26 protein-coding genes are annotated in these 26,036 nt (G+C 34.5%); 16 read left to right on the top strand and 10 right to left on the bottom strand.

Annotated features, from left to right (window positions below; genetic code table 11):
• Positions 1–273 precede the first annotated feature (273 nt).
• The 3 genes from ACY2RS_RS03710 to ACY2RS_RS03700 are packed head-to-tail and all read right to left on the bottom strand — an operon-like array spanning position 274 to position 1,726.
• Positions 274–600, bottom strand: a complete 327-nt coding sequence (locus tag ACY2RS_RS03710; RefSeq protein ID WP_490097264.1) for a translation initiation factor — start codon at positions 598–600, stop codon at positions 274–276.
• Between the two features lie 6 nt (positions 601–606).
• Positions 607–774, bottom strand: coding sequence for a hypothetical protein (locus ACY2RS_RS03705; protein ID WP_490097263.1), 168 nt, complete (start codon positions 772–774; stop codon positions 607–609).
• 1 nt (position 775) lies between these two features.
• A complete protein-coding gene (locus ACY2RS_RS03700) occupies positions 776–1,726 on the bottom strand; it encodes an isopenicillin N synthase family dioxygenase (protein ID WP_490097262.1) in 951 nt (316 codons plus the stop codon).
• 125 nt (positions 1,727–1,851) lie between these two features.
• On the opposite strand from ACY2RS_RS03700, the gene ACY2RS_RS03695 reads away from it, so the two are divergent.
• The 13 genes from ACY2RS_RS03695 (at position 1,852) to ACY2RS_RS03635 (ending at position 13,961) form a co-directional block, all read left to right on the top strand.
• Positions 1,852–3,858: an alpha-ketoacid dehydrogenase subunit alpha/beta gene (locus ACY2RS_RS03695; protein ID WP_490097261.1), complete on the top strand. Its 2,007-nt coding sequence runs from the start codon at positions 1,852–1,854 to the stop codon at positions 3,856–3,858.
• 405 nt (positions 3,859–4,263) lie between these two features.
• Entirely contained in the window at positions 4,264–5,421 is a 1,158-nt protein-coding gene (locus ACY2RS_RS03690; protein ID WP_490097260.1) for an NAD(P)/FAD-dependent oxidoreductase, read from the top strand.
• A gap of 41 nt (positions 5,422–5,462) precedes the next feature.
• Entirely contained in the window at positions 5,463–6,131 is a 669-nt protein-coding gene (locus ACY2RS_RS03685; RefSeq protein WP_490097259.1) for a methyltransferase domain-containing protein, read from the top strand.
• 9 nt (positions 6,132–6,140) lie between these two features.
• Entirely contained in the window at positions 6,141–7,193 is a 1,053-nt protein-coding gene (locus tag ACY2RS_RS03680; protein ID WP_490097258.1) for a type III polyketide synthase, read from the top strand.
• A 287-nt stretch (positions 7,194–7,480) separates the two neighbouring features.
• On the top strand, positions 7,481–8,170 hold the full coding sequence (locus tag ACY2RS_RS03675) for a DsbA family oxidoreductase (protein ID WP_490097257.1): 690 nt from the start codon (positions 7,481–7,483) through the stop codon (positions 8,168–8,170).
• 4 nt (positions 8,171–8,174) lie between these two features.
• Entirely contained in the window at positions 8,175–8,939 is a 765-nt protein-coding gene (locus ACY2RS_RS03670) for an SDR family oxidoreductase (RefSeq protein ID WP_490097256.1), read from the top strand.
• 34 nt (positions 8,940–8,973) lie between these two features.
• Complete coding sequence (locus ACY2RS_RS03665; protein WP_490097255.1) at positions 8,974–9,141, top strand: hypothetical protein; 168 nt, start codon at positions 8,974–8,976, stop codon at positions 9,139–9,141.
• A gap of 28 nt (positions 9,142–9,169) precedes the next feature.
• Positions 9,170–9,622 carry a 3-hydroxyacyl-ACP dehydratase FabZ family protein gene (locus tag ACY2RS_RS03660; RefSeq protein ID WP_490097254.1) on the top strand — a complete coding sequence of 151 codons (453 nt, stop codon included), beginning with the start codon at positions 9,170–9,172 and terminating at the stop codon, positions 9,620–9,622.
• A 152-nt stretch (positions 9,623–9,774) separates the two neighbouring features.
• The gene (locus ACY2RS_RS03655; RefSeq protein WP_490097253.1) at positions 9,775–10,410 is read left to right on the top strand and encodes a methyltransferase domain-containing protein; all 636 of its coding nucleotides are present in this window, start codon (positions 9,775–9,777) and stop codon (positions 10,408–10,410) included.
• Between the two features lie 19 nt (positions 10,411–10,429).
• A complete protein-coding gene (locus ACY2RS_RS03650) occupies positions 10,430–11,701 on the top strand; it encodes a beta-ketoacyl-[acyl-carrier-protein] synthase family protein (protein ID WP_490097252.1) in 1,272 nt (423 codons plus the stop codon).
• Between the two features lie 7 nt (positions 11,702–11,708).
• Positions 11,709–11,960, top strand: coding sequence for an acyl carrier protein (locus tag ACY2RS_RS03645; RefSeq protein ID WP_490097251.1), 252 nt, complete (start codon positions 11,709–11,711; stop codon positions 11,958–11,960).
• Between the two features lie 13 nt (positions 11,961–11,973).
• A complete protein-coding gene (locus ACY2RS_RS03640) occupies positions 11,974–12,741 on the top strand; it encodes a TerC family protein (RefSeq protein ID WP_490097250.1) in 768 nt (255 codons plus the stop codon).
• Positions 12,741–13,961, top strand: a complete 1,221-nt coding sequence (locus ACY2RS_RS03635; RefSeq protein WP_490097249.1) for a class I SAM-dependent rRNA methyltransferase — start codon at positions 12,741–12,743, stop codon at positions 13,959–13,961. Before ACY2RS_RS03640 ends, ACY2RS_RS03635 begins: the two co-directional genes overlap by 1 nt.
• A gap of 227 nt (positions 13,962–14,188) precedes the next feature.
• Here ACY2RS_RS03635 and hpf read toward each other — a convergent pair whose 3' ends face one another.
• The gene (gene hpf / locus ACY2RS_RS03630; protein WP_490097248.1) at positions 14,189–14,491 is read right to left on the bottom strand and encodes a ribosome hibernation-promoting factor, HPF/YfiA family; all 303 of its coding nucleotides are present in this window, start codon (positions 14,489–14,491) and stop codon (positions 14,189–14,191) included.
• 263 nt (positions 14,492–14,754) lie between these two features.
• Between hpf and ACY2RS_RS03625 the strand changes: the two genes are divergently transcribed.
• From ACY2RS_RS03625 to ACY2RS_RS03615, 3 genes are all read left to right on the top strand, one after another.
• A complete protein-coding gene (locus tag ACY2RS_RS03625; RefSeq protein ID WP_490097247.1) occupies positions 14,755–14,901 on the top strand; it encodes a hypothetical protein in 147 nt (48 codons plus the stop codon).
• Positions 14,902–15,028: 127 nt separating this feature from the next.
• A complete protein-coding gene (locus ACY2RS_RS03620; RefSeq protein ID WP_490097246.1) occupies positions 15,029–15,763 on the top strand; it encodes a DUF6090 family protein in 735 nt (244 codons plus the stop codon).
• Complete coding sequence (locus ACY2RS_RS03615) at positions 15,760–16,479, top strand: DUF6090 family protein (protein WP_490097245.1); 720 nt, start codon at positions 15,760–15,762, stop codon at positions 16,477–16,479. Before ACY2RS_RS03620 ends, ACY2RS_RS03615 begins: the two co-directional genes overlap by 4 nt.
• Positions 16,480–16,818: 339 nt before the next feature.
• Here ACY2RS_RS03615 and ACY2RS_RS03610 read toward each other — a convergent pair whose 3' ends face one another.
• The 6 genes from ACY2RS_RS03610 to ACY2RS_RS03585 all read right to left on the bottom strand — a co-directional run bounded on the left by ACY2RS_RS03610 (position 16,819) and on the right by ACY2RS_RS03585 (position 26,035).
• A complete protein-coding gene (locus tag ACY2RS_RS03610) occupies positions 16,819–18,024 on the bottom strand; it encodes a multidrug effflux MFS transporter (RefSeq protein ID WP_490097244.1) in 1,206 nt (401 codons plus the stop codon).
• Between the two features lie 391 nt (positions 18,025–18,415).
• Entirely contained in the window at positions 18,416–19,537 is a 1,122-nt protein-coding gene (locus ACY2RS_RS03605) for a thioredoxin-like domain-containing protein (RefSeq protein WP_490097243.1), read from the bottom strand.
• 942 nt (positions 19,538–20,479) lie between these two features.
• Positions 20,480–22,270 carry a UvrD-helicase domain-containing protein gene (locus ACY2RS_RS03600; RefSeq protein ID WP_490097242.1) on the bottom strand — a complete coding sequence of 597 codons (1,791 nt, stop codon included), beginning with the start codon at positions 22,268–22,270 and terminating at the stop codon, positions 20,480–20,482.
• Positions 22,263–24,050: an ATP-dependent nuclease gene (locus ACY2RS_RS03595; protein WP_490097241.1), complete on the bottom strand. Its 1,788-nt coding sequence runs from the start codon at positions 24,048–24,050 to the stop codon at positions 22,263–22,265. The genes ACY2RS_RS03600 and ACY2RS_RS03595 overlap by 8 nt, the downstream gene beginning before the upstream one ends.
• Positions 24,051–24,296: 246 nt before the next feature.
• Positions 24,297–25,097, bottom strand: coding sequence for a hypothetical protein (locus ACY2RS_RS03590; RefSeq protein WP_490097240.1), 801 nt, complete (start codon positions 25,095–25,097; stop codon positions 24,297–24,299).
• A complete protein-coding gene (locus ACY2RS_RS03585; RefSeq protein WP_490097239.1) occupies positions 25,094–26,035 on the bottom strand; it encodes a polymorphic toxin type 23 domain-containing protein in 942 nt (313 codons plus the stop codon). The genes ACY2RS_RS03590 and ACY2RS_RS03585 overlap by 4 nt, the downstream gene beginning before the upstream one ends.
• Position 26,036 lies beyond the last annotated feature (1 nt).

The following is a 26,036-nucleotide window of genomic DNA, read 5'->3' as shown; positions in this document are numbered from 1 at the left end:
CCATTTGGTCCATATTCCATATTCCATGCTCCATTTTCTTTTTTAGTCTTTTTTCTTGATTCATTTAGTTAAGTTCCAAAGTTCCAAAGTTCCAAAGTTCCAAAGTTCCAAAGTTTCAAAGGGACAAAATATCAAAGTTTTTGAGTTTATGAGTGTGATTTTTTAATTTTGCTTATTGCTTATTGCTTATTGCTTATTGCTTATTGCTTATTGCTTATTGCTTATTGCTTATTTCCCAATGTTCACCAATCACCAATCACTACTCACAAAATATTAGCCTCCAACACGTTTGGTTTTAAAGCCTTTCTCTTGTAAAAAGGTCATGATCTTATCTCGGTAATCTCCCTGAATAATGATTTGCTCGTTTTTAAAACTGCCCCCTACACTCAATAGTTTCTTTATTTCTTTGGCAAGCTGTTTAAAATCACTTTCGGCTCCTGTATATCCTTCAATAATCGTGATGGGCTTTCCTTTTCGTTTCTCGTATTTACAGATAAGCGGATCTTCTTGTAGCCAGAGTGTTGTATCTTTTTGAGGTGTAGGTACATCCTCTTCTACATGATCGGGGAATAAATTTTTTAACTGGTCTTTTAAGTCCATGAAACCTTATATTTTTTTTATTAGAAAGAGTCCAAGGAGCATTAATAAAGCACCGATTGAAACTGCTATATTATTCCATATTTGTGCAAAACCACTAGTTATGCTTACTACAATAAATAAAGCCCCAAAACTACAGAATAGTGTTCCTTTTAAACCGCTTTCTTTTGAGCTCATATTATTTTTTGATCAGACCAATTTCTACTAGTCTTTGGTGTAAAAACTCTCCTGCAGTAATATCATCAAAAGCTTTTGGATGTGCTTCATCTACACAAGCTGGCATACAACTTAAATCCATATCACCTCTTGGGTGCATAAAGAAAGGTATCGAAAATCGAGGATTTCCCCATTCTTCTTTTGGTGGATTTACCACACGGTGTATGGTAGAACGTAATTTGTTATTGGTATGTCTTTCTAACATATCGCCTACATTAATCACTAATTCATCTTCTTCAGGGATGGCATCAATCCACTCTCCATCTTTACGCAATACTTGCAATCCGCCAGAAGAGGCTCCCATTAATAAAGTGATTAAATTAATGTCTCCGTGAGCACCGGCTCGAACGGCTCCTTTAGGTTCTTCTGTAATTGGTGGATAATGAATAGGGCGCAAAATACTATTTCCGTTAGACGCCCAGTGGTCAAAGTAATACTCGTCTACACCTATATATAATGCTAAAGCTCTTAAAACATAAATCCCTGTTTTTTCAAGCATACGATATGCTTCCATACCTGTGGCATTAAAACTAGGAAGCTCTTCTACGATAACATTTTCTGGATAAGTCTCACTCAAATTTGCATCTGCAGTGGGTTCTTGACCAAAATGCCAGAACTCTTTTAAATCGCCTTCTTTTTTTCCTTTGGCATGCTCTTTTCCAAAAGAAACATAGCCACGCTGTCCGCCAAGACCTTCTATTTCATATTTTTTCTTAGTTTCGACATCCATGGCAAAAAATGCCTTTATTTCTTTATACAAATCTGAAACTAGTAAATCGTCTAAAAAATGATTTTTTAGAGATACAAAGCCTATATCTTCATAGGCAGAACCAATTTCATCTACAAACTTTTGTTTACGAATTGGATCGTCACTTAAGAAGTCTGCTAAATCTACACTTGGGATATTATTCATAATTACAGTATTTACCACTACAAATATATTAAAATAAGAAGGGATTCCCCTGCTTGAAAAAAATGTAAGTATTCATATATGTCCATATTCTTTTTTTATACATTTGAAATATTATAATTTATGCTATGAGTACCAAAACAGCTCCCAAAATTCATTTCGATTACGATGTTAAAAATCTATCGAAAGATACCTTAGTTTCTTTATACACTTCGATGCTTAAACCTCGAATGATTGAGGAGAAGATGCTCATTTTACTGCGTCAAGGTAAAATATCGAAATGGTTTAGTGGTATTGGACAAGAAGCTATTTCTGTAGGTATTACTTCTGTTTTAAATAAAGAAGAATATATTTTACCGATGCACCGTAATCTAGGGGTGTTTACTACTCGTGAAATTCCGCTGGATAGATTGTTTTCACAATGGCAAGGAAAGCTCAATGGATTTACCAAAGGACGTGACCGTAGTTTTCACTTTGGAACCCAAGAATTTAATATTGTGGGAATGATTAGTCATCTCGGACCACAATTTGGGGTAGCCGATGGTATTGCTTTAGGAAATCTACTCAAAGAGAATAATCAGGTTTGTGCTGTATTTACAGGAGAAGGAGGAACCAGTGAAGGAGATATTCATGAGTCTTTAAATGTAGCTTCTGTATGGCAATTACCAGTGCTGTTTTGTATAGAAAATAATGGCTACGGACTCTCAACACCTTCTAGCGAACAATATTTCTGTGAAAATCTAGCAGATCGCGGAAAAGGCTACGGGATGGAAGCGCATATTATTGAAGGAAATAACATTATAGAAGTTTACACTAAAGTTTCAGCATTAGTAGAAGACATGCGTGAAAATCCGCGCCCGGTATTGCTAGAGTTTAAAACCTTTAGAATGCGTGGTCACGAAGAGGCGAGTGGTACCAAGTATGTTCCAAAAGAATTAATGGATGCATGGGCTGCAAAAGACCCGCTTGTGAACTTCGAGAATTTCTTGTTGGCTGAGGGACATATCACAGATGTCGATGTAGAAAATTTCAGAAACACTATAAAAGAAGAAATTGATGCTGGATTAGAAACGGCTTTTAATGAGCCTACCGTTGTTGCCAATCAAGTAGAAGAACTAAAAGATGTGTATCACGAATACAGGTATACTGAAGTAGCTCCTAATGCCGAAACAGAAGAGATTCGTCTTATTGATGCTATTTCTCAAGGATTAAAACAATCGATGGAGCGTCACGATAATACGGTGATCATGGGTCAAGATATCGCTGAATACGGAGGTGTCTTTAAAATTACCGATGGATTTTTAGAGCAATTTGGAAGAGGGCGTGTGCGCAATACACCCATTTGCGAATCGGCGATCGTCTCTGCAACTATGGGACTTTCTATCAATGGATTTAAAGCTATCATGGAAATGCAATTTGCAGATTTTGTGACTTCTGGATTTAATCCTATCGTAAATTACTTGGCAAAATGTCATTATCGCTGGGCTCAAAAAGCAGATGTAGTAATTCGTATGCCTTGTGGAGCAGGTGTTGGGGCCGGACCTTTTCATAGTCAGACCAACGAAGCTTGGTTTACGCACACACCAGGTTTAAAAGTAGTATATCCAGCATTCCCCGCTGACGCCAAAGGCTTATTAGCTGAAGCTATTGAAGATCCAAATCCAGTATTATTCTTTGAACATAAAGCATTGTACAGAAGCTTACGCCAAGAAGTACCTACAAATTATTATACGTTACCTATTGGAAAAGCAGCACTTTTAAAAGAAGGAGAGGTTGTAACAATAGTTACCTATGGTATGGGAGTACATTGGGCGTTAAAAACATTAGAGGATCATCCAAATATACAAGCAGATCTTATTGATTTGCGCACACTATCTCCATTAGATACGGAGACTATTTATGCTTCCGTTCAGAAAACTGGGAAAGTAATTATTTTACAAGAAGATTCTATGTTTGGTGGTATGGCGAGTGATATTTCGGCCTTAATTTCTGAACATTGTTTCGAATCTTTAGATGCTCCTATCAAACGTGTAGCAAGTTTGGAAACACCTATTCCTTTTGCAGCCGATTTAGAGCGTGAATATTTGGCGAATAATCGTTTTGAAACAGCACTTTTAGACTTGGTTGCCTATTAACAACTCAGGTGGGAAAAGTATCCACAAAATTTTCATGATGGAATGGAGTTTTTTAACATCTGTAGGGTGTTATATACTCCATTTTTTTTTGTACATCTTCTGTTGGTAAGAGCTAAACGAATATTGTTCATGTTATTGACTTTAACACATGCTGTTAAGATTTATACAAATGCTAATCATTAGCGAATTATATTGTTTAATTTCATTTTCAATAATTTAAACAATGTGATATGAAAACTAGATTCCTCAATAAAATACTCATTGCAAACATATTACTCCTTACCACTACTATAACGGTAGTATTATTGTTACTTTTTTAACAAGTATATTTGCATAAGTAGAACCCATTCATAAATATTTGTGAATGGGTTTTTTCTTGTAACAAACTATGCCGTTCTTTATAGAATGACACGCTCAAAACATACAGAAATACTCATTGTCGGAGGAGGACTCGCAGGTTTAACAGCTGGGATTCACTTATCCCAGCAGGGTTTTAGTGTGCTTTTGATTGAAAAATATGCTTACCCTCATCATAAAGTCTGTGGCGAGTATGTTTCTAACGAAGTACTACCGTATTTGCAACAACTTGGGGTTGATCCATTAGCAGAAGGAGCTAAAAAAATTGATAGCTTTCAAATAAGCAGTCAGAATGGGCAGCAAATTTCTACCAATTTACCTTTGGGAGGTTTCGGGATTAGTCGGTATCATTTAGACAATATATTATACAAAAATTTATTAGAAACTGCCGAGGTAAGTATCGATACAGTGACTGCTATTTCATTTACTTACTCCACCGCTGAAGCTTTAGGCGGTAAGCGGTCGGAAATGTTCGAAATCGAAACGCATAAAGGAAATCAATACACGGCAGACTATGTGCTTGGAGCTTTTGGGAAACGCAGCAATTTAGACCTACAATGGAAACGTCCTTTCACTAAGTTGCCAGCCCAATGGTTGGGCGTGAAAGCGCACTATGCATTTGATATGCCAGAGAACGTTGTGGCTTTACATAATTTTCAAGGAGGCTATTGCGGACTCTCAAAAACTGAAAGCGGAGCTGTAAACGCTTGCTATCTGGCGAGTTATGATTCGTTTAAAAAACACAAAGACATTTATGTATTTCAAGAAAAAGTGCTTTCTCAAAATCCTTTTTTAAATGCATTTTTTAAAAAGGCCGAACTGTTATTTGTGAAACCCTTAACCATTAGTCAGATATCATTTAGTGAAAAAAGTGCTGTCCAAAACCATATCTTGATGCTTGGAGATAGTGCTGGTTTAATTCACCCTTTGTGCGGTAATGGTATGGCGATGGCTATTCATAGTGCGAAACTAGTTTCTGAAATTTTACTACAAGGAAAACAGGAACATTTCAATAGAGAAACCATAGAGCTTACATATACATCTCAATGGCAAGCCACCTTCTCGAAGCGTTTGCAAACAGGTAAAACAATACAAAAATTATTATTAAAACCTGCAGCAGCAGATATAGGCTTTAAAGTGGCAAAATTGTTTCCAGGAATCGTTCCTAGAATTATCAAGAAAACGCATGGGGAGGTATTATTATGATTCATTTTTCGAAACATACTCGCTCCACACAAGCGGAAATCATGGATGACTTTACCTTAGAAGGTGAAGAAATGGAAGTATTACTTACAGACCTTAAACGCGTCAATAGACTGTTAGGTGGCAATAATATTACGACCAATGGTATAGAGATTTTATTAGAAAATCATCCAAAAGACTCGGTGATACGCATTGCAGATATGGGTTGTGGAGATGGAGAACTCCTAAGACAATGTGCTTTGTGGGGAAGAAAGAAAGGATATCAATTTAAGCTCATTGGAATTGATGCAAATCTGAATATTATACGAGAAGGAAAACTACGATCGGTAGGTTTTCCAGAAATAGAATACCGAGTGCTTGATATTTTCTCAAAAGAAATGGAAACACTAAAAGTTGATATTTGTTTGTGCACTTTGTTTTTACATCATTTTAAGAATGAAGCCATTGTGGAGATACTAAAGAAACTAACACTCCAATCGCGTATTGGTGTTGTTGTCAATGACTTACAAAGAAGTGCTTTGGCCTTTCAATTATTCAAGCCATTTAGTGCTATCTTTATACAAACCAAAATTGCAAAGCACGACGGTTTGGTTTCGGTTGCTAGAGGATTTCAGAAAAAAGAATTAGAAGGATTCGCCAAGAAAATTTCAGTAAAAAAACATTTTATAAGCTGGAAATGGGCGTTTCGATACCAATGGATAATACAAAAATAAAATGCATACATGCCTGTAAAAATAACAACAGTTGCCTCACAATTACCGCCTCATTCTAGAGAAACCAAAGAGATTATTCCCTTTGTAAAGCAATGGATGCATGGACAAGACAGTCGTTTTCAACGTAAAGTTGTGAAGCTATTCGAAGGAGCTGGAGTCGATAAGCGCTATAGTATTATGGATCCTATTGAGGTCTTTACCAATCCCAGTTTTGAGGCTAGAAATGATATGTATGTGCGTGAAGTGCAAATTCTTGGCAAACAAGTCGTCCAAAAAGCATTGGATAAAGTAGGGTGGAAGGCCACCGATATTGATTTTATCATTACCGTAAGTTGTACAGGAATTATGATTCCGTCGGTAGATGCCTATCTCATCAATGATTTAAAAATGCGTCAGGATATTGTGCGACTTCCTGTAACTGAAATGGGCTGTGCAGCAGGTGTTTCGGGAGTTATTTATGCGCAGAATTTTTTAAAGGCAAATCCAGGGAAACGAGCTGCAGTAGTCGCAATAGAAGCACCAACGGCTACGTTTCAATTAGATGATTACTCGATGACCAATGTGGTAAGCGCCGCCATTTTTGGAGATGGTGCTGCCTGTGTTTTGTTATCTTCAAATGAAGCGGATGAAGGTGTTCGAATTGTGAGTGAAGAAATGTATCATTTTTATGATGCCACAAGTATGATGGGCTTTAAGCTGGTAGATACTGGCTTGCAGATGATTTTAGACAAAGAAGTACCACAAACCATTAGTGATCATTTTCCTAACATTGTACACCCTTTTTTAGAAAAGGCTGGAAAGACAATAGAAGATGTAGATCATTTGGTGTTTCATCCAGGAGGTAAAAAAATTGTACAAACCGTAGAAGACCTTTTTGGAAGTCTAGGAAAGAATATTGATGACACTAAAGAAGTGTTGCGTCTCTTCGGAAATATGAGTAGCGCCACTGTGTTATATGTATTAGAACGCTTCCTAGATCGTGGTGTACCTAAAGGAGAACTAGGTTTAATGCTAAGCTTTGGCCCTGGTTTTTCAGCACAACGGGTTTTGTTAGAATTTTAATCCTACGCTGAAGCTACGGATTATGTATATGAGTGAGAGGTTGGGAGTATAATTTTATTTTAAGTATAGCAGTTAAATGAACACAAGGAGAAACATCCCCCTAGCCCTCCCGTTTCAAGAACGGGACAGGCTCTTCAAAGGGGGAATCTATTTTCAAAATCAAAAAGTCTCCCTTTGAAGGGAAATTTAGAGGGATGTTCAGCAAAAGTGTTTTTTGTACTGAAAATTAATATAATGAAAGACTTAAAAAAGCATACAGCATAGCGCCTATTGCTTAAAGCATAAATATGAACACAGAAAAAATAACAGTAGACGTAGTATCAGATGTGGCGTGTCCTTGGTGCTATGTTGGGAAACGAAAATTAGAAGTCGCCATTTCACAATGGAAAGGAGTTCCTATAGAAGTAAATTGGCATCCGTATCAGTTAGATCCGACCATGCCCGAAGAAGGACAAACTAGAGATGTGTATTTAACAAAGAAATTTGGAAGTCTAGAAAGTGTATCGCAAATGACCGACAGGCTTGTGCAAGTAGGAGCAGAAGTAGGTATTGCATTCGATTTTGGTGCGGATTGGCTGGCTGTTAATACCTTACAGCTTCATAAAATATTACACATCGCTGGAGAGGAAGGGATTAAAGATGCCTTAAAAGAACGTTTTTTAAAGGCCTATTTTGTAACACTTGAACCTTTAAATGATAGTAAGGTTTTGAATACAATTTTAGCAGAATTTGGCTGGTCTGAAGAGAAAGTAGCCAGTATTCTTAAAGATGAAGCACTAGGAGACTTGATAAGAGCCCAAATTAAAAATGCTCAAAATATGGGTGTCACAGGTGTTCCTTTTTTTATTATTAATAATAAATATGGGGTAAGTGGCGCACAGCCAGCAAGTACATTCTTGGAGGCTTTTAGTACTTTAGCACCTATTGAAGTAATATCCGACGGAGATTCTTGTGATCCTGTAACGGGCGAATGTTAATTATATGAAAACTCATAACACATATGCAATTATATTAGGCAGTAGCAGTGGTCTTGGTTTGGCTACCGCTCATAAATTAGCAGCAGAAGGTTTTCATCTTGTTTTGGTGCATAGAACACGTAAAAGTGAGATACCTGCTTTTGAGAATGAAATTTCGACAATGGAATCGTTTGGAGGCATTGTGATTTCTCATAATAAGGATGCTTTAAAACCCGAGCATATTTCAGAAATTATAAAAAGTATTCCTGCCAAAAGTATTAATGTTATTGTACACAGTATTGCTAAAGGTAGTTTGAAACCTCTAGTTGGAGAAAGTACTCTTACAAAAGAAGATTTGGACATTACCATTCATGCTATGGGAACTAGTTGGTGGCAGTGGACTAAAGCGTTATTAGACGCTGGTACATGTAGCGCTGATGTACGTAACATTGCTTTTACAAGCGAAGGGAATGGTACAGTATGGCAAGGCTATGGAGCTGTTTCTGCTGCAAAAGCAACCTTAGAAGCTTTAATGCGACAAATGGCTGTAGAATTGGCACCCTTGGGAGTTAAAACCAATTGTATTCAAGCAGGAGCAACACAAACCCCTTCTTTTGAAATGATACCTGGAAGCGAAGCCTTGGCAAAAATGGCAGTACAGCGAAATCCTTTTTCTAGAATGACCACCCCAGAAGATGTTGCATACGCTGTTTTCTTGCTATGTAAACCAGAAGCGCAATGGATTAACGGAACCATACTAAAAGTAGATGGAGGTGAGAGTTTACGATGATTTTACTTAAATTGAAAAACTAATAGAAATAACAATGAAATATATTAAGTTTTTTGGCTTTTTAGGGCTTATAGGATTAGCCCCATATTTTATAGACTGCCCAAGCTACATTCGATATTTTAAACTTTGTTTCTTCTTTTTTTGGTTTGAAGATATTTACAACTTCTTAACCAAGAAATATCAGGATAGTAAAGAAGACTAACAAACGTATACCTAAACATTCATAACAAATGAAACATCCAGAAATCATATCACAATTACCGTATGCAGAGCCATTTCTGTTTGTTGACACTTTAGATGAAGTAAACGAAGATGGTGCTGTGGGTACCTATACGTTTAAAAAAGAATCTTATTTTTATCAAGGACATTTTAAAGATTTGCCTGTAACTCCCGGAGTGTTGCTTACCGAGTGTATGGCACAAATTGGTTTAGTGTCATTAGGGATTTTTCTATTAAAACAAGAATCGGAATCACCAGAAAAACCTATTCATAAAGCGCAAGTAGCCATGAGCAATACTACCATCGATTTTTTTAAAACAGTATTACCAGGAGAGACAGTGATTGTTGCTTCAGAGAAGGTCTATTTTAGATTTGGGAAACTGCGATGTAAAGTCTCTATGTTTACGCAACAAAAAGAACTCATTGCCAAAGGAACTATTGATGGAATGGTCGTCATTCAATAAGAGATTCATTTGTCTAATAAATAAAAGAGGATTCAATAACTTAGTAGCATACTATGTATACACAGTTAAAGAGCTTTATGTTTAAGATGCTTCCAAAGAAGCTGGTTTTTCGATATGAGTATTTTTTCAGGTATTTTCATTACCTATCGCATATGGGAACAGATTTTCAGTGTACGATCTGTACTAAAACGCTTTCAGATTTTATTCCTGTAGATGATACTAAAATTTGCCCTAGATGCGGCAGTATGGAACGTACGCGAAGACTCTGGAAGTTGCTAAATGATGGCTTTCTAGAAGACGGACAAAAAATACTGGATTTTTCACCCTCTAGAAATTTGTACAGAGTACTTAAAAAAAGAGAAACTTCTTATGTAAGTACCGATTTGTCTGGAAATTTTAATGCTGAAGAATCGTTTGATATCACAAATATTGCCGTAAAAGATGATCATTTTGATTTAATTATATGTTATCATATTCTCGAGCATATTGAACAGGATTATTTGGCGATGCAGGAATTACATAGAATTGTAAAAAAGGGTGGACGCTGCATCATACAAACGCCTTTTAAAGATGGAGATATCTATGAAGACCTCACTATAACAAGCCCTGATGATCGCCTAAAGCATTTCGGACAAGAGGATCATGTGCGTATTTATTCGCAACTTGGTTTAAAGTCTAGACTTGAAAAGGCTGGCTTTTTAGTTGAGATTCGTTCATTTAATGAGGAGCCAATGAATAGGTATGGTTTTTATGAGGAAGAAGCCGTTTTAATATGCACAAAACCATAAGTAGTATACATTTATTTTAATGAAAAAACGTGTCGTAATAACAGGAATGGGAGTGTGTGCTCCAAATGGTGTAGGGCTATCAAACTTTACCAAAGCACTCCAACAAGGAGTGTCTGGAATTACGCATCATACTCAATTAGAAGACTTGAAGTTTTCTTGTCAAGTAGGAGGGATCCCTAACATTTCCGAAGAAAAAAAACGCACTTATTTTACAGAATTACAGCTAAGAAACTTTAATGCAAGTGGTATTTTGTATGGAGTCATAGCTGGAATGGATGCTATAGAAGATTCAGGTTTAGGCTCTTTAAATCAGGAAGATACAACAAATTATAATTTAGGTATTGTCTTTGGCGTTGCCACCAGCGGAGTAGACAAGTTTAGAGAATCTATTTACAAACTTGATGAAGGGAAGGTTCGTAGACTTGGAAGTACAGCGGTAGCGCAAACCATGACAAGTGGAGTGAGTGCCTATCTAAGTGGAATGATAGGAGCAGGTAATCAAGTCACAACCAATTCTTCTGCCTGTGCCACAGGAACCGAAGCTATTTTAATGGGCTATGAACGTATTGCCAGTGGTCGTGCAACTCAAATGCTATGTGGTAGTACTGGGGAAGACGGACCCTATATTTGGGGTGGTTTTGATGCAATGAAAGTGATTACATACAAGCATAACGATGCACCACAACAAGCCTCTAGACCTATGAGTGCTACTGCCAGTGGCTTTGTTCCTGGAAGTGGAGCAGGAGCTATGCTTTTAGAATCTTTAGAAAGTGCCCAAGCAAGAGGCGCGCACATCTATGCTGAAATTTTAGGTGGCGAAGTGAATAGCGGTGGTCAACGCAAAGGCGGGAGTATGACAGCCCCGAATAACGAAGCAGTTCAGCGTTGCATTACAAATGCACTTAAAAACGCAAATGTGTCAGGTAATGAAATTGACTATATCAACGGTCACCTAACTGCAACTATTAAAGATCCTGTAGAAATTGAAAATTGGGTTGCTGCATTGGGACGAAGTGGTGAGGATTTCCCGTATATTAATTCTCTAAAAGGCATGACGGGTCATTGTTTGGCAGCTAGTGGGAGTATAGAAAGTGTGGCAACTGTATTGCAAATGCAGCATGGCTTTGTGTTTCCTAACATTAATTGTGATGATATTCATCCAGCTATTACTGCTAATATTTCAGAAAAAAGCATACCCCGTATTTGTATACAAACTCCTATAAAAACTGCCGTAAAAGCTAGTTTTGGTTTTGGAGATGTGAATGCGTGTGTTATCTTTAGAGCTTTATAAACAACCTATGACTTCAGAAGAAATTTACGAACAACTAGTACCTATTGTGAAAACCTACCTTCCAGAAGATGTAGATGCAAGTAACATTAATCTAGACAGTGATTTAACCAAAGAATTGAATATCAATTCGGCGCATCTAGTCGATGTGGTGCTGGATGTTGAAGATGCTTTTGATGTTGAATTTGCCAATGAAGATATGGAGCAATTACGTACTGTAAATGATACCATTGCCATTATTCAAAAAAAACTAAACAACTAAATAACCCGTATTTATGGAAGGACTCTTTACGCTAGAAAATTTTATAACACTTGGTTTATTAACCTTATTACAAGCCGTTTTAGGACTAGACAACTTATTATACATCTCTTTAGAATCGAAACGCGCTCCTGCAGAAAAGCAAGCTTGGGTGCGTAAAATTGGTATTGGGGGTGCTATTATTCTTCGTTTGGTTTTATTGTTTGTATTACTACGTGTGATTGCCCTATTTCAAGACCCTTGGTTTGGGATACACTGGGAAGGAGTTGTAAAAGGGGAGTTTAACGTACATAGCCTCATTGTACTCTTTGGTGGCATTTTTATTATGTGGACTGCCGTAAAGGAAATTATGCACATGATGGCGATGGATGCACATAATAAAATTGACGCCAAACCAAAATCGTTGGGTATGATTGTGACTTCTATCATTATCATGAATTTAGTCTTCTCTTTTGATTCTATTCTGGGAGCCATCGCTCTGACAGATGTATTCTGGGTTATGGCAACAGCAATTGTAATTGGAGGAGTGATGATGATCTGGTTGAGTGGAAAAGTAACTGAGTTTCTTAAAAAGAACCGTATGTACGAGGTACTCGGACTCTTCATTTTATTAATTGTTGGTATTATGCTGCTTTCAGAAGGAGGTCATTTGGCACACTTAGAACTCTTTGGTAGTCATGTAACACCCATGAGTAAAACAACGTTCTACTTTGTTATTGCTGTATTGATTTTAATTGATATAGTGCAGAGTAGGTACCAGAAAAATCTTCAAAAACATCTTTAGTGTATAATCATCCATTGCCAGTAGGCACACCTAAAGTCTTAGCGGTTAAATTAACTGTGGTAGGAGAGCGGAGTGTGCGATCTAAGCATCCTTGGATTTTCACCGATAGTATTGAGAAAATCAATAAAGAAGGTGCAGCGGGCGATATCGCTATTATTTTTAGTCATTCCAAGAATAAGGCCATGGGCGTTGGTTTATGCGATCCAGATTCGCCTATACGAATTAAAATGCTGCATTTTGGCAGTGGTGCTAAGCTTGATAAAGATTTCTTTAGGCAGAAAATTGCAGCAGCCTATGCAGTGCGACTTCCTTTGCTTAAAACCAAAACAAACAGTTACCGATTACTTTTTGGAGAGAATGATGGCTTTCCGGGCTGTATTGCCGATGTGTATGATACTGTTTTAGTTTTAAAACTATACAGTGCAATTTGGTTACCCTATTTACAATTCATTCTAGAAAGTCTTCTCGATGTTAGTGGTGTAGAAACCGTGGTGCTGCGTTTGAGTAGAAAATTACAGGGAGATCCTTCTTTACTTTTGAAAGATGGTATGGTGCTCTTCGGAAATTTGAACAACGAAACCATTGTGTTTAAAGAACACGGTATAAAATTTTCCGCAAATGTAATCAAAGGCCATAAAACAGGCTATTTTTTAGACCATAGAGAAAACCGAAGAAGAGTAGGAGCACTTAGCGCTCATAAAACGGTTTTAGACGTCTTTAGTTATGCTGGTGGCTTTTCGGTACATGCACTAGCCAATGGCGCAAAAGAAGTTACGAGTTTAGATATTAGTGCACAAGCTTTGGAACTTGCTAAGGCAAACGGAAAATTAAACTCACATACAGGAACCCACAAGACCATTGCAGGCGATGCCTTTAAAGAAATGCAAACGCTCATTGACACAGGAAAACGATTTGATGTAGTGGTTATAGATCCTCCAAGTTTTGCCAAAAGCAAAAAGGAGATTCAAGTTGCCATGAAAAAGTACAAACAACTTGCGCAGCTAGGAGAACAGCTTACCGCCAAAAAAGGCATGTTGGTATTGGCTTCTTGTAGTTCAAGAGTAACAGCCGATATATTTTTTGAAATAAATGCATCAGCCTTAGCCAATCAAAAAAGAACCTATCACCTAGAAAGCAAAACCTATCATGACATAGATCATCCAGTTGGTTTTCCCGAAGGAGCCTATTTAAAGTGTGGTTATTATCGGTTTAGTAGCTAATAGTTTTTAGTTAGTAGGTGTTAGTAAGCTTCGCTTGTAGTTATTGGTCTTTGGACGTTAGTGGTTCTTAAAATACATATGTATACTTGAATTCCCCCTTTGAAGGGGGTTAGGGGGATGTTTCACCTTTAGTAAATATATATATCACTACTTTATACATTTTCTAACAGGGCAAAAAAAGACCCCGATGCAATCATCAGGGTCCTTTATTGGTAACAATTAATTTTTTAATGCATTTGCATTTTGTCTTTTTTCTTTTGCAGTTGTGTTTTTACATCTCCAGTGGCTTTTGCGATAGATGCTTCAAAAGATGAAGAATTAGCACCTGCAAAAAGGGTAGATCCTGGGACATTAATTCGGACTTCGCAAATCATACCAGTTTCTGGAGAACTTGTATTTTCTTTTTTAAAGTAAACATCGCTATTCACCATAAAATCGTATTTATCTTCTAGTTTGTTGAGTTTTTCAGCAACCATGTTTTCTAATCGCTTACTTGCAGAGACGTCTTTGTATTCAAAGTTGATATTCATAGACTGGGTTTTAAAATTATACTTAAAGATAGGAGAGAAGAACAAGAAAAGCAAATTTTTAGAAGGGTTTGTGATTTATTTAATGTTAGGTCATATTTTCCTACAGCTGTAGTTTTTAATTGCTTAAATTTTACAAACCTTATACTTTTTAAAATATCTTTTTTAATAAGGCTTTCATTTTTTTGTAAATAAACACGCTCATTTTTACAAAATTTAAACTTCTTGTAGTATATTTATATGACTGATATTAAAAATGTTAGCTCATGGAAAAACGAAATGTAAGACGTCATGCAGATTTTCAGGACGCATATAGAAGGAGTTCAAATTTCAGAAGTGTACTTAAAAGAGAGAAATTAGAACTTAAAGAAAATGGTGAAATATCCATAGATAAATCAAAAACTACTTCATAAACACAACTAACTAACCTAATCAGAAAAAGCAGTAATACATTTGTGTTACTGCTTTTTTTTTATAGTAGTTACAATAAGATTAAAATAACAAATTTGCAATGTTTGATAATTTAAGTATCTTCAAAATATGAAATTATTTAACCAACAAAGACGACAACTCATGAAAGGTACTAGGGTTAGAAAATATCTTTTGTATGCAATTGGTGAAATTATTTTGGTTGTGATTGGGATACTTATTGCCCTTGCTATAAATAATTGGAATTCTGAAAACAAAAAACAAGAACAGAATAAAATACTTGCACAAAATGTGAATACGCAACTTAGTGTAGATATTTATAATCTAAAACAAGTTTTAGATTATAATAAAAGTCTGGAACCAGTATTTCATAAAATCCTTAGAGGAACGCCATCAAATATGCCTATTGAAGATTGTAAGGACTGTCCGTTATTAATTCTTGGAAATATTAACATTGCTAACGTAGATCCCAAAAACAAATTATTAATAGAACGCTCAGAACTAGGAAACGATTCTTTATCTTTAGTATTACGCCAAATAGAAGCTACGTATGTAAATAATTTGGCCATTTTGGAAATTCTTGAGCTATCCATTGTAGAAAAATTAAAAAAGAACATGGATTTTCTTGAACAAAATTTTGATTGGTTTGCTTCTTACTTAGCAACAAATACATGTAATGGCCCATGTAAAGATTTTTTTGAAAACGACCCTCGTTTTAGAAATATGATTGCCTATGTTGAACTATTAAGTATGAAAGCTTATAATAAGGAGTTAAACGAATTTTATTCTAGTATTGAAGAGCATCAGAAAATATTGCAAACTACTCTTAACAAAGAAAACCCTTGAAACTTTTTAACCAACAACGTAGAAAACTCATGAAAGGAAATAGAGTTCAAAAATATATTTTATACGCCATAGGTGAGATCATTTTAGTTGTGATTGGTATTCTCATTGCTGTGAATATCAATAATTTTAATGAAAATAAGAAAACAAAAGAAGGCTTAACCAATATATTAAAGATTTATAAAAAAGATCTTGAAACAGATACGCTGGTCTCTGGACAAATAAAAATTATACTAGATGAAAAGAAACGACTTTTCTCTCTATTTTTAAGTGATACCGCTAGTGTAGATGACTATAAACAAAACCCTGGAAGTTATGGTTTGGCAATTTCTCTCGTTCCTTTTAAGCTACAACAAAAAGGAATAAAACTTCTAGAAAATTATGCTAAAACGAATGATGCAGATAGTTTGGTAACTTCTTTTATAGCTAGCCACAATGCCTTAAATGATATTATTGAAGATACCCAAAAACGAATTAGTGATGATGTTTCTGATAATATGTATTATTTAAAAAATAACGAACCCTGGATAGGAGATTTGTTGCAAGGCAAAACAAATAACCCAGACATACAGGCTTATTATCTAAGCAAAAAGTACAAAGGAAGATTAGCCATTCATAGTACTTTGGTCATAGGGAATCTTTTAACTTTTATAGATAGATATAGGGATTATGCAAACGAAAGTATCAAAAGAATAGAAAATATAATCCCCAATAATTAAATAAAAAAGGCTTTTAAATAAATTTTAAAAACCTTTTTTATACAAACGTAATTATCGATGAATTGCATAGCTGCTTGCCCGTGCATATTCTTCGAGTAATAATTTGAAATCTGTTTGCTGAAATTTTAGCTTCATTGAATGTAATAATTTTTTCATACGCGTATGTTTATGAGGTTTATAAAAACCAAAGCACGGTATTGATATAGGAAGATGTAAGGGGCGATTTTAATTGTAAATCACTTAAAGCTAATCAAAAGAAAGTAGATAAGGGTAGATTTGTAAGAATATTCGTCATACCGATAAGAATGCCGATGAGTGGGAAGAATACCACTTACCCTACTAGGTGTCTTTAAGTATTTGTTTCATACCAAATAAAATGCAAAGTGAAATGCCTGAACACACTGCAAAACCTATAAATAGTGGGAGGGAAGAAGTAGCCAAAAAACGACCAATAAATGCACTCATAGGAATCGCCATAAAAGTTGCAATAAACCCAGTAATCGCTGCTCCCACACCTGCAATATGACCCAAGGGCTGCATGGCAAGGGATCTCAAATTTCCGAAGAGAAAACCGATAGAAAAAAATTGAATAGCAAAGAAACCCACCAAAATTTCGACAGATGGATTTTCACCAGATGGAAATAGTATAATATACAAGGTTGAAACACCAAAAAAGGTACACAGGGCAATTGTAACAAGTCTGCGCATGCCAAGTTTTACCACCAAAGTACCGTTTAAAAATGTGGATATACCAATGGTAATGGCAAGTCCAGCAAAAATGTAGGGAAACTGATCTTCCAGATTGTAATGGTCTTTAAAAATTTGCTGTGAGGCACTTAAATACACCATAAAAGAGCCTGTAATAAACCCCCAAATTAAAGTATACGCCATACTACTTTTGGTTTGAAGTACTTCTGGAAATCCTTTGGCAATTTCTTTAAAGGAGAACTTTTTCCGATGCTTGTCTGCCAAGGTTTCGGGCTGACGTACATAAAACCAAATAGAAACGATTAAAGCAAGTGCAAGTTGCGTGTAAAAGATACTTTGCCAGTTGTAGGCGTCTAAAATAAACTTTCCGAAAGCAGGCGCAATGATTGGAACGAGTAAAAACACAACCGTAACAAAACTCATGATGCGCGCCATATAATCGCCACTGTATTTATCTCTAATAATAGCAATGGCCATGGTTCTGGGAGCCGATAAGCCAATACCTTGTAAGACGCGACCTAACACCATCATTTCAAGACTTTGTGCAAACACACAAATAAAAGATGCCGCAATAAAAATGACAAAACCAACAAAAACTAGGGGTCTTCTGCCCAAAGCATCTGCTAAAGGACCAAAAATAAGCGGTCCCACACCCAAGCCCATAAAAATAGACAAGATGATAAACTGATTGTCTGCAATTGTTGCAGTATGAATCGCCGTACCAATAACACTCAAAGCGGGGAGTACTGCATCTATGGCCAAAGCAACAGCCGCCATAAGGGCTGCCATAAGGGCAATAAACTCGAATTGTGAGGTAGTTTTGGTAGGTTGTTGCATGTGGAGCAAAGGTAGCTTTTTTAATTGGTAGTAAGGTAGTTGGTGGGACGCTTTGCTTGGAGCTAGTAGGTGATGATTCAGAAAGCTTTCGGGACGAAATTGAAGCGCCACCCTTTAGGGTTGGGGAAGAGCGTGGGTTTTGGTGGTAGTTGGTAGTACGCCTTTGGCTTTTAGCGGATAGGAGTAATATTTTTAAGTTTTCACTTTTACATTTTGACTTTTAGAAGGTAGTTGTGTAGGGTTTTTAAGCTCACTTCGAAAACTTTGGAAACGAAATTAAAATATGATTCCCCTTTGAAGGGGGTTAGGGGGATGTAAAAACTAAATTTATTTGCTTTAATCTGTTACATTTTAACTTTAAAAAAAAACATTAGTCATTAAACACTAGACATTACCTAAATATCCTCGCCAATTCTCTTTTTAACTGTGTGATAGATATTTTGTCTTTAATAATATTTCCGTTAGCATCTAATAAGACCATATGCGGAAGTGCACGAACGCCAAAACTAGCAGCAATGCCCATTTGGTTATCGTATATGTGGTTCCAGGCTGTCATTTGATCTTCTTGAACACCTTGACGCCAAGCACTTTGATTTCTATCTTCGGAAATGGTAATAATATCGAAGCCTAGTTTGTTGTATTTTTGATAGAGATAGCGCACCTCTGGAGTCACTATACGGCAAGGCTTACACCAACTAGCCCAAAAGTCTATGAGTACTGCTTTTTTTCCTGGGAGTACAGACGCTAGTGACAATTGAGATCCAGAAAGGGAAGTACCCGAAAATGACGGCGCAGGTGGGCGGTAAGCAATTCTTTCTTCGGCCGCTTTTTGTGCAGCGGCAATGCGTGCAGCTTCAGCTTTTTCTAAAGCATTGATTTTCTTAGTCAGGGCATTGTTAAAGTCTTTGTTGGAGTTGTTTTCTGTGTTTTTGGCAAGTAATAGTAAGCGTTCTAAAGGAGCATCGAATGTTTCTAAAGCAATCGTTGACAACAGATTATCACTGTGTGCTGACATAAAATTGATGCTAGACTGTGTAGCAACATGTGCAATAGAATCTAAAGTCATTCTAAATTCTTTTTCTGAAATATCCTTCGCCGAATAGTTGGCTAACACCTCCAAACGTTTATCATTAATGGTTTCGTTAGTTTTATGGAAATTAGTAAGCTGTGTCTGTAAGGTGCCACCAGCAACTAGGGCTTCTGTCTGACTAATGAGTACGTTATAGTTTTCATTTTCTAACACCAATGGGAGTGGTGTAGCCAATGTATCGTATACAATATGATATACATCTGGCTGTGAAATCGTGCCTTGAAATGTAAATGCTTTATTTACTATGGCTGCAGAATCTATACGTTGATTATCACGATCTAGCAAATACAGCATATCTATACTAGGCTTTACAATCGTTCCAGAAATAGTGTAGCCAGTATGTGTGATATTTTCAGTTTTGTTTTGCTGACAACTTATACAAACTAACAAAAGGAATACAATACTTGAAATGGTTTTACACATAGGATATCTCTTAATGCTATAAAGATAATATTCTCTGAGATTCGAGTATATCCTTTTAAGTACGAATTTTCTTTATACAGGGAAGTTGTAGTGCTACTGCTTAAATATTCTATTTCAAATACAAAAGGGGGTTCTTCTGATTACAATTTACTCTATATTAAATACAAAAGGGGATTCTGTTGATTCCAATTAACTCTATTTTACATAATATAAATTATAGTACAAATGTATTGTTTCGTTAATAAGAGTGGTTTATCCATTTGTAAGCTATAATGTACTATTATGTAAAATATCCCAGAGGCATTCTATTTCATTAGAATAATTGGAACTTGGGTCATTAAACTAATAAGCGGTTTGCTTCGCAGAGTTTTTTAAAACATTATGTATCTATAATTAGCCGTTATGTAAAATAGCCGCTACCAAACGCTCGATTGTTTTATAAAATCAAATTGCTCTGGCAATTTATTTTAAACACAATTATCCAACGCTTGCCAACGCCAAAATAAAAGCTAACCTTTTTACACTTATTAAAAATCGCGTATTCGATAAAATGTATGTTATAAAAAAATTTAGACGATTCTCGTAAGCTTGCCACAAGAGCATAAATTTTAAGAAAAATAAAATTCTATGCACTTGTTATATCTAGAACTTCAATTAATCTTCTTTTTCGTGTTTCATTATCTTTTGTCTTGAAACAAAAGAAACAAAAATTCAAGGCTGCTGCATATAATTTTGGAAACAATTAACGGCTCATTCGCTATATTTTAGGAAACATTGTAACTTGTTAAAATAGCCTTGAAATCCCTTGCATAATTGAAACTCTTAAGAAATTGTATTACTAAACCCCTAAAATATGGACGCTCGTTTCTCCTATTGTTTTGCCAAAATTATATGAGGCCGAGTTTAGCATCAAGATTCTATTTTACATAATGTTTATTGCAACTAATCTTCAATTTGATTAACTCCTAAATGATTACTCCATATTTCAACATCATCTTCTGGGACTGCAATCCAAAGAAGCTTTTTTGGTCTAGAACAAGCAACATATACTAGCCTTAATTCCTCCTTATCTTTTCTTCTTTTTGATAAATCAGGTTCTTGATAGTTCGCTGCTAATATATTTGCATAATGTTTCGTTGCAGAATCCTTTTTCAAAAATAATAGCAAAGCTTCAAAGGTCTGACCTTTGACCGAATGAATAGTTCCTAAATTATATGGTAATTGAGAAACTTCATTTTTATGAAATATGTTTTTTGCTATTAGACTTGCTTTGGCAGCATTAATATATAGATTGTTATAATTTTTTGCTCCTAAATTAGCATTGGCTTCATCAATCCATACTGCTAGAGTTTTATCAGCTAGTTTCGGTAGCAAATTAATAAAATCAAAAAGTTCCTTTCTGTAAACTCTAAAACCTCTCTCTTCTACTCTACTCTTTATAAATCTTTTAGAAACATATTTTAAATCATGATTAATAAATTTAAAATATCCTTTTTCCAATATTTTTAGTGACTCATTAAAAAGCCCTTTTTCCATTAAAAACATACCTTGTACTATATCTCTAACATAAAAATGGTTTGGAAGCCATGGATGATTAAAAGAACTATCTTCGGCTAAATCAAAATGCTCTTCACCAAATTTATTACCTCTATAGACAATTGAAGATTTGTCAAGAGCTATTTCTAAATCGTTGCATTTTTGAATAAAATTGTCTTTAATGGTTTTAATATCATCGTTTGTTGAATATCCAAGAATTTCAGGTTCGTTAGGATTATCTTTATCGTCAGCAACTGAAGTAGAATCTTCATCAGTCATTTTATTTAATAAATTACAGATATTTTCAGAACACCTCCTATTTTCCTTTATTTCAATATTAAAAAAGTTCTCATCTTCAAATTTATTCACAAATAAATCTGCATCAGCAGTATTCCATTCGAAAATAGCTTGGTTTGGATCACCAACAAGAATGATATTATTAATTCCAGAACTATCAAGCATGTTTATTATTTCCATTTGAATGTCAGTAGTATCTTGTGCTTCATCTACTATTAAATGACTATACTTTTCTGATAGACTTTTAAGAATTAGCGGATATTCTTGTAATAGTTTAAGTGAAAAATAATTTGCATCAGCCTGACTCGCTTTACCTTCTGCAAAATGATGCCATTTGGAATCTTTAATATCTTGAAAAACCTTTTTATAATCATCATTTTTTTTCCTTTGTTCTTTCCAACTAAAATGATAACTACTTGCAGGCATTAACTGCCTTAACTCTCCATCTAAATGAAATGATACTTTATCAAAATAATAATTAGAGTCTCTGGCTACTACTCGCCCTTTAAATCTCCTGGTTAATGAACTATCATAATCATACCATTTATTAAATTCCGTTCCTATTATTTCAGGTCTTGTTGAACATTTCATAATTAAGTGTCCAAATGGCAAAAAAATATGCTTATTAATAAAACTATCAATAGTTCCAATAAAATGAGGATAATTCAATTTGTCTATATCAAAATTATCATTTAAGCTATTTTGTATCTCATCCGCAGCCACTCTAGTAAATGATATAACCGCTACTCCATTATGTTGGAATTCAATATTATGGATTAAGTTGGCAAGTCTTGCAGAAACTGAATAGGTTTTACCACTTCCAGGACATGCCTTAACCACTATTCGATTATTTGGGCTATCAACTATCTCTTTTTGCTTTATAGATAAACTATCAAACATTTTCCACAATTTTTAGAACCCAATTAACAGCATCTCTTATATAATTTGGAACTTGAAAACCAATTACATCATCATCTAAAGTACTTTGTAAATCAAGTGCGAAATCACCTTTATCTTTATTAGATTTAAGTTTTGTCATTAACACATCTACATCGAATTGAGACAACAAATCTGGAGTACTTAAATGCAATCCTCTATAAACAAAACGCATTACTGCTTTATTAACTTCTGATTCATTAAATAAATCATATTCCAGTGTATTTGGTGCTAGACACACCCTTAAGTTTCCATTTTCAAGAGCCTGAGCTTTTATTGCTCTATCAGATATAGGTTTACCTTCAACTGGATCACTATCAGTTATTATAGCACATCTTGCAGACATTCTTTTATTTTCATCATGATTGTTAAAAAGCTTTGCGAAATGTTCAAATGCTACGCCACTAATATTTACAATTTCAATTCCATTTTTATCTAAATCTATATTTAGAAATTTTTTCGCAATTGTTGGTATTAATATTGACTCTGCAATTCCTTCAACTAGAATAACTCCATTGGCAAAAAACAATTGAGATTTACTAGTGTCAAGGAACTTTTTAAGGTGATTTCTATTTCTAATTGAGAAGTCTTCATCTGTTAGACTTGAAAAACAAAATGGAGAAATACTATCATTTTGAACTTGTAATACGGTTATATTTTCAAAATGTGATTTAGCAGTTATTGTTGGAGAATGTGATGTTATAAATATTTGAACACCAGTATTTTGTAAACTATTTAAATACTTAAAGAATGTATTTTGATATTGTGGATGTAAATGAGCCTCTGGTTCTTCTACAAGTAATGCATTATAAATTTGTAAATTTTTATCCTCACATCTGTTAATTAAATCACCTAAAACTACAGAAGCGTAAATCAAATTATTCTCTCCTAATCCATTCTGAAATATTTCAAAGTATTTTTGTTCTACTTCTAATTCTAGGTTATAAATTGGTCTTTTTAATTCAATTCCTCTAACAACATCGGAATATTTACGCCCTACATAATTCATCTTTATATTGGGATATTTAGAGGATATTCCTGTCCCTTCTAAATGATCATTTACCTTTTCATTTCCTGTTTGCAAAATAGACTCCCAATCACTGTCTTCACCTTCAAAAACACTATATAATTCTAAAGCCAACTCCTTTTTCTTGTCTTCGTTCAACTCGACATCTAAATCATTTTTTTGATATTTTGTCAACTCATTGAATAAATTACCCACTTTATTTGAATATGAATACGGCTTAAGACTTTGCACTGCATCTCTTAATGGGTCTAAATAAATAAAGAATAATTCTTCTAATGCTTCATAAGGAATATTTTGTCCTTCTTTATCTCCTCCCCAAATACTTCGTTTAAAAAAACTTCTATTACCTCTAGTTTCATAATTATATTTTAAATGAAGTTGGATTGTTTGTCTATCAGGATTTTCATCGTCTTGTGATAAAAAATCAAAAAAACTTCGTTTTTCTCTTACTTCATCTTCTATTTCAAAAACAAAATCAAACTGAATCTCACTATTAATTTCATTTGGATTATTTCTATTTAAGTGCAAATCTGTCTCCTTCAAATAAACACTATTGTTATTGTTTTTTCCATAGCCTAAACCAATTCTCAAAGCGTCTATTACAGCTGTTTTTCCAGAATTATTTTCACCAATCAATATGTTAACTCCTTTATGAAAGTTTAATTCTATTTCCTTAATAGATCTAAAATTGCTAATTTTCAATTTTGATAAATACATTTATTTCAATTTATTATATGAGTATTAGCTTCGGTATTACCAAAGGTAGTATTGTTAATAATTAATTATAGGGAGAGTTTAAATATAGTAAATTTTGTAGGAATTGTTTTGAGGAAAACCGTAAATAATAAGGATATTAATTAATTTAAAATCATTCCACACACTTTCAATATTCCTGCAAAATATTTGTTTTTTATAGTAGTCGTAATCATAAATAAAATAGCTTTCTTTATTATACCGTTTTAACTATGGTATAATAAAGAAATTAGTATTGTATCTAATTTTCCTATTGGATATTTTAAAGAATAATTCATCAGAATTACTACATCCAAAAACCACTTCTACTTTTCCTTGACTAGATATAATATTTATGCATTTAGGTAAATAAGATGGTGAGCTACCAATTTTATTTTCAAAAAATTTAACTTCGTAATCCCTCTTTTGGTATATAACAGATTGTCTAAACACTTTATCTAAATTTATTTTTTCATCTATAGTATAATTGTTTTCAGCTGCAGCGATATTAGCTTCTATAATCTCTATAGACTCAGGGAAGCTGTTTTGAGTGTAGTGTAAAATAATATCCTGACCATCATTTTGACTAGGGAAGTGAATCCAATTTAAAATACTGTCAATCTTACCAATATAAGCGTACTCCACCTTATTAAGAATAATTTTATTTTCATAAATTAATCGATCATTGAGAAATCCTTTTTTATACTCTAAATGCTTATCTGAAAAAGTAGTGAGGTATATTATGACATCTGATTGTCTATGTCTTAAAAGATATACTTCCTCTACTTTTACAATAGTATCATTTTCTGCTATATCATAAAAGTTTTCTTGGCAATTTGAAAAACGTTTATTGTTCGTTTCTTTGGTTGCATCTTCGCATATATTGTAAGTATAAATGTCAAATTCATCTAAATTATAAGTTTTCATTAAAACACCATCTTTGTCTAAGTTAAGTTGAGTGGTTTTATATAGTCCTGAACCGCAAGACGAAATAATTATTAATATAACGATGAATATTATGATTTTTTTCATTGTGGTAATATTATTTGATTGTACTCATACCTTCCTCCAAACATCCATCTATAACCTCTGTAGTAATCAGGATGATAAGGCACATTTGTGTTAAAATGTAAAAAGTCTTGTAAATCTATGCTGTTCCTGTTGTAAAGGGAGATGCTCCCACCAAATCCGTTTTTGAAATTAGAAATATTTAGTTTCCATCTTTGCTGATTGTACGAAAATTGATTTTCATCTTTATAATTAAGGAAGTCTATTTGTAACTTATCTGCTACATCAAAAGCATATTCTTGATAACCAGTATACTTATGATAGCTTAATTCAATTAAATTAATAGGATCATCATTATTACCGTGATAAGAAATTATTACACCTCCAGTATAATACCTATCTCTTTTATCTCCTACTATTTTTAAAATAGGACCGCCATCATTATAATAACTAATTTGGGCACGTCCTGCTATATTAAGATTAAAGAAACCAGTACGTTGAGATTCTTTATTTTGCACAAAAATCCAGTTTGCCCCATAACTTATAGATGACTTGTATGGGTTTTGTAATGGGTTTGCATTAAATTCAGAGAAATGATATAGAGGAACACTTCTTAGTGTAAAGTCAAAATCTCTTTTATCTAATTGTCCCGTGAGTTGAGCGCTGGTATAAAAGTGAGATTGAATTTTGTGCCATTTTTTACTTTGATCTGCTCCGACACTACCTTTGTTAAAAAATAAAATTCCTGTATGGATTGAAGGAAATATTCCTATTCTATCCGTATTGTATCCTACTCCACCTGTTAGACTAACTTTGAACGCTGGGCTAAATTTATGGCTAAACTCTATATTTACTTTAGTGCCTATACCAAATTGAAAATCAGAATCAGTACTATAAAAATCGTTTTGTGATATACAGTATAATGAATGGAAGAATATTAAAAATAAAATTAGATGTTTCATA

The sequence above is a fragment of the Patiriisocius sp. 208BN25-11 genome, from assembly GCF_058147145.1.
The sequence above is the reverse complement of the archived record's forward strand: the minus strand, read 5'-3'. Positions and strand labels throughout refer to the sequence as shown.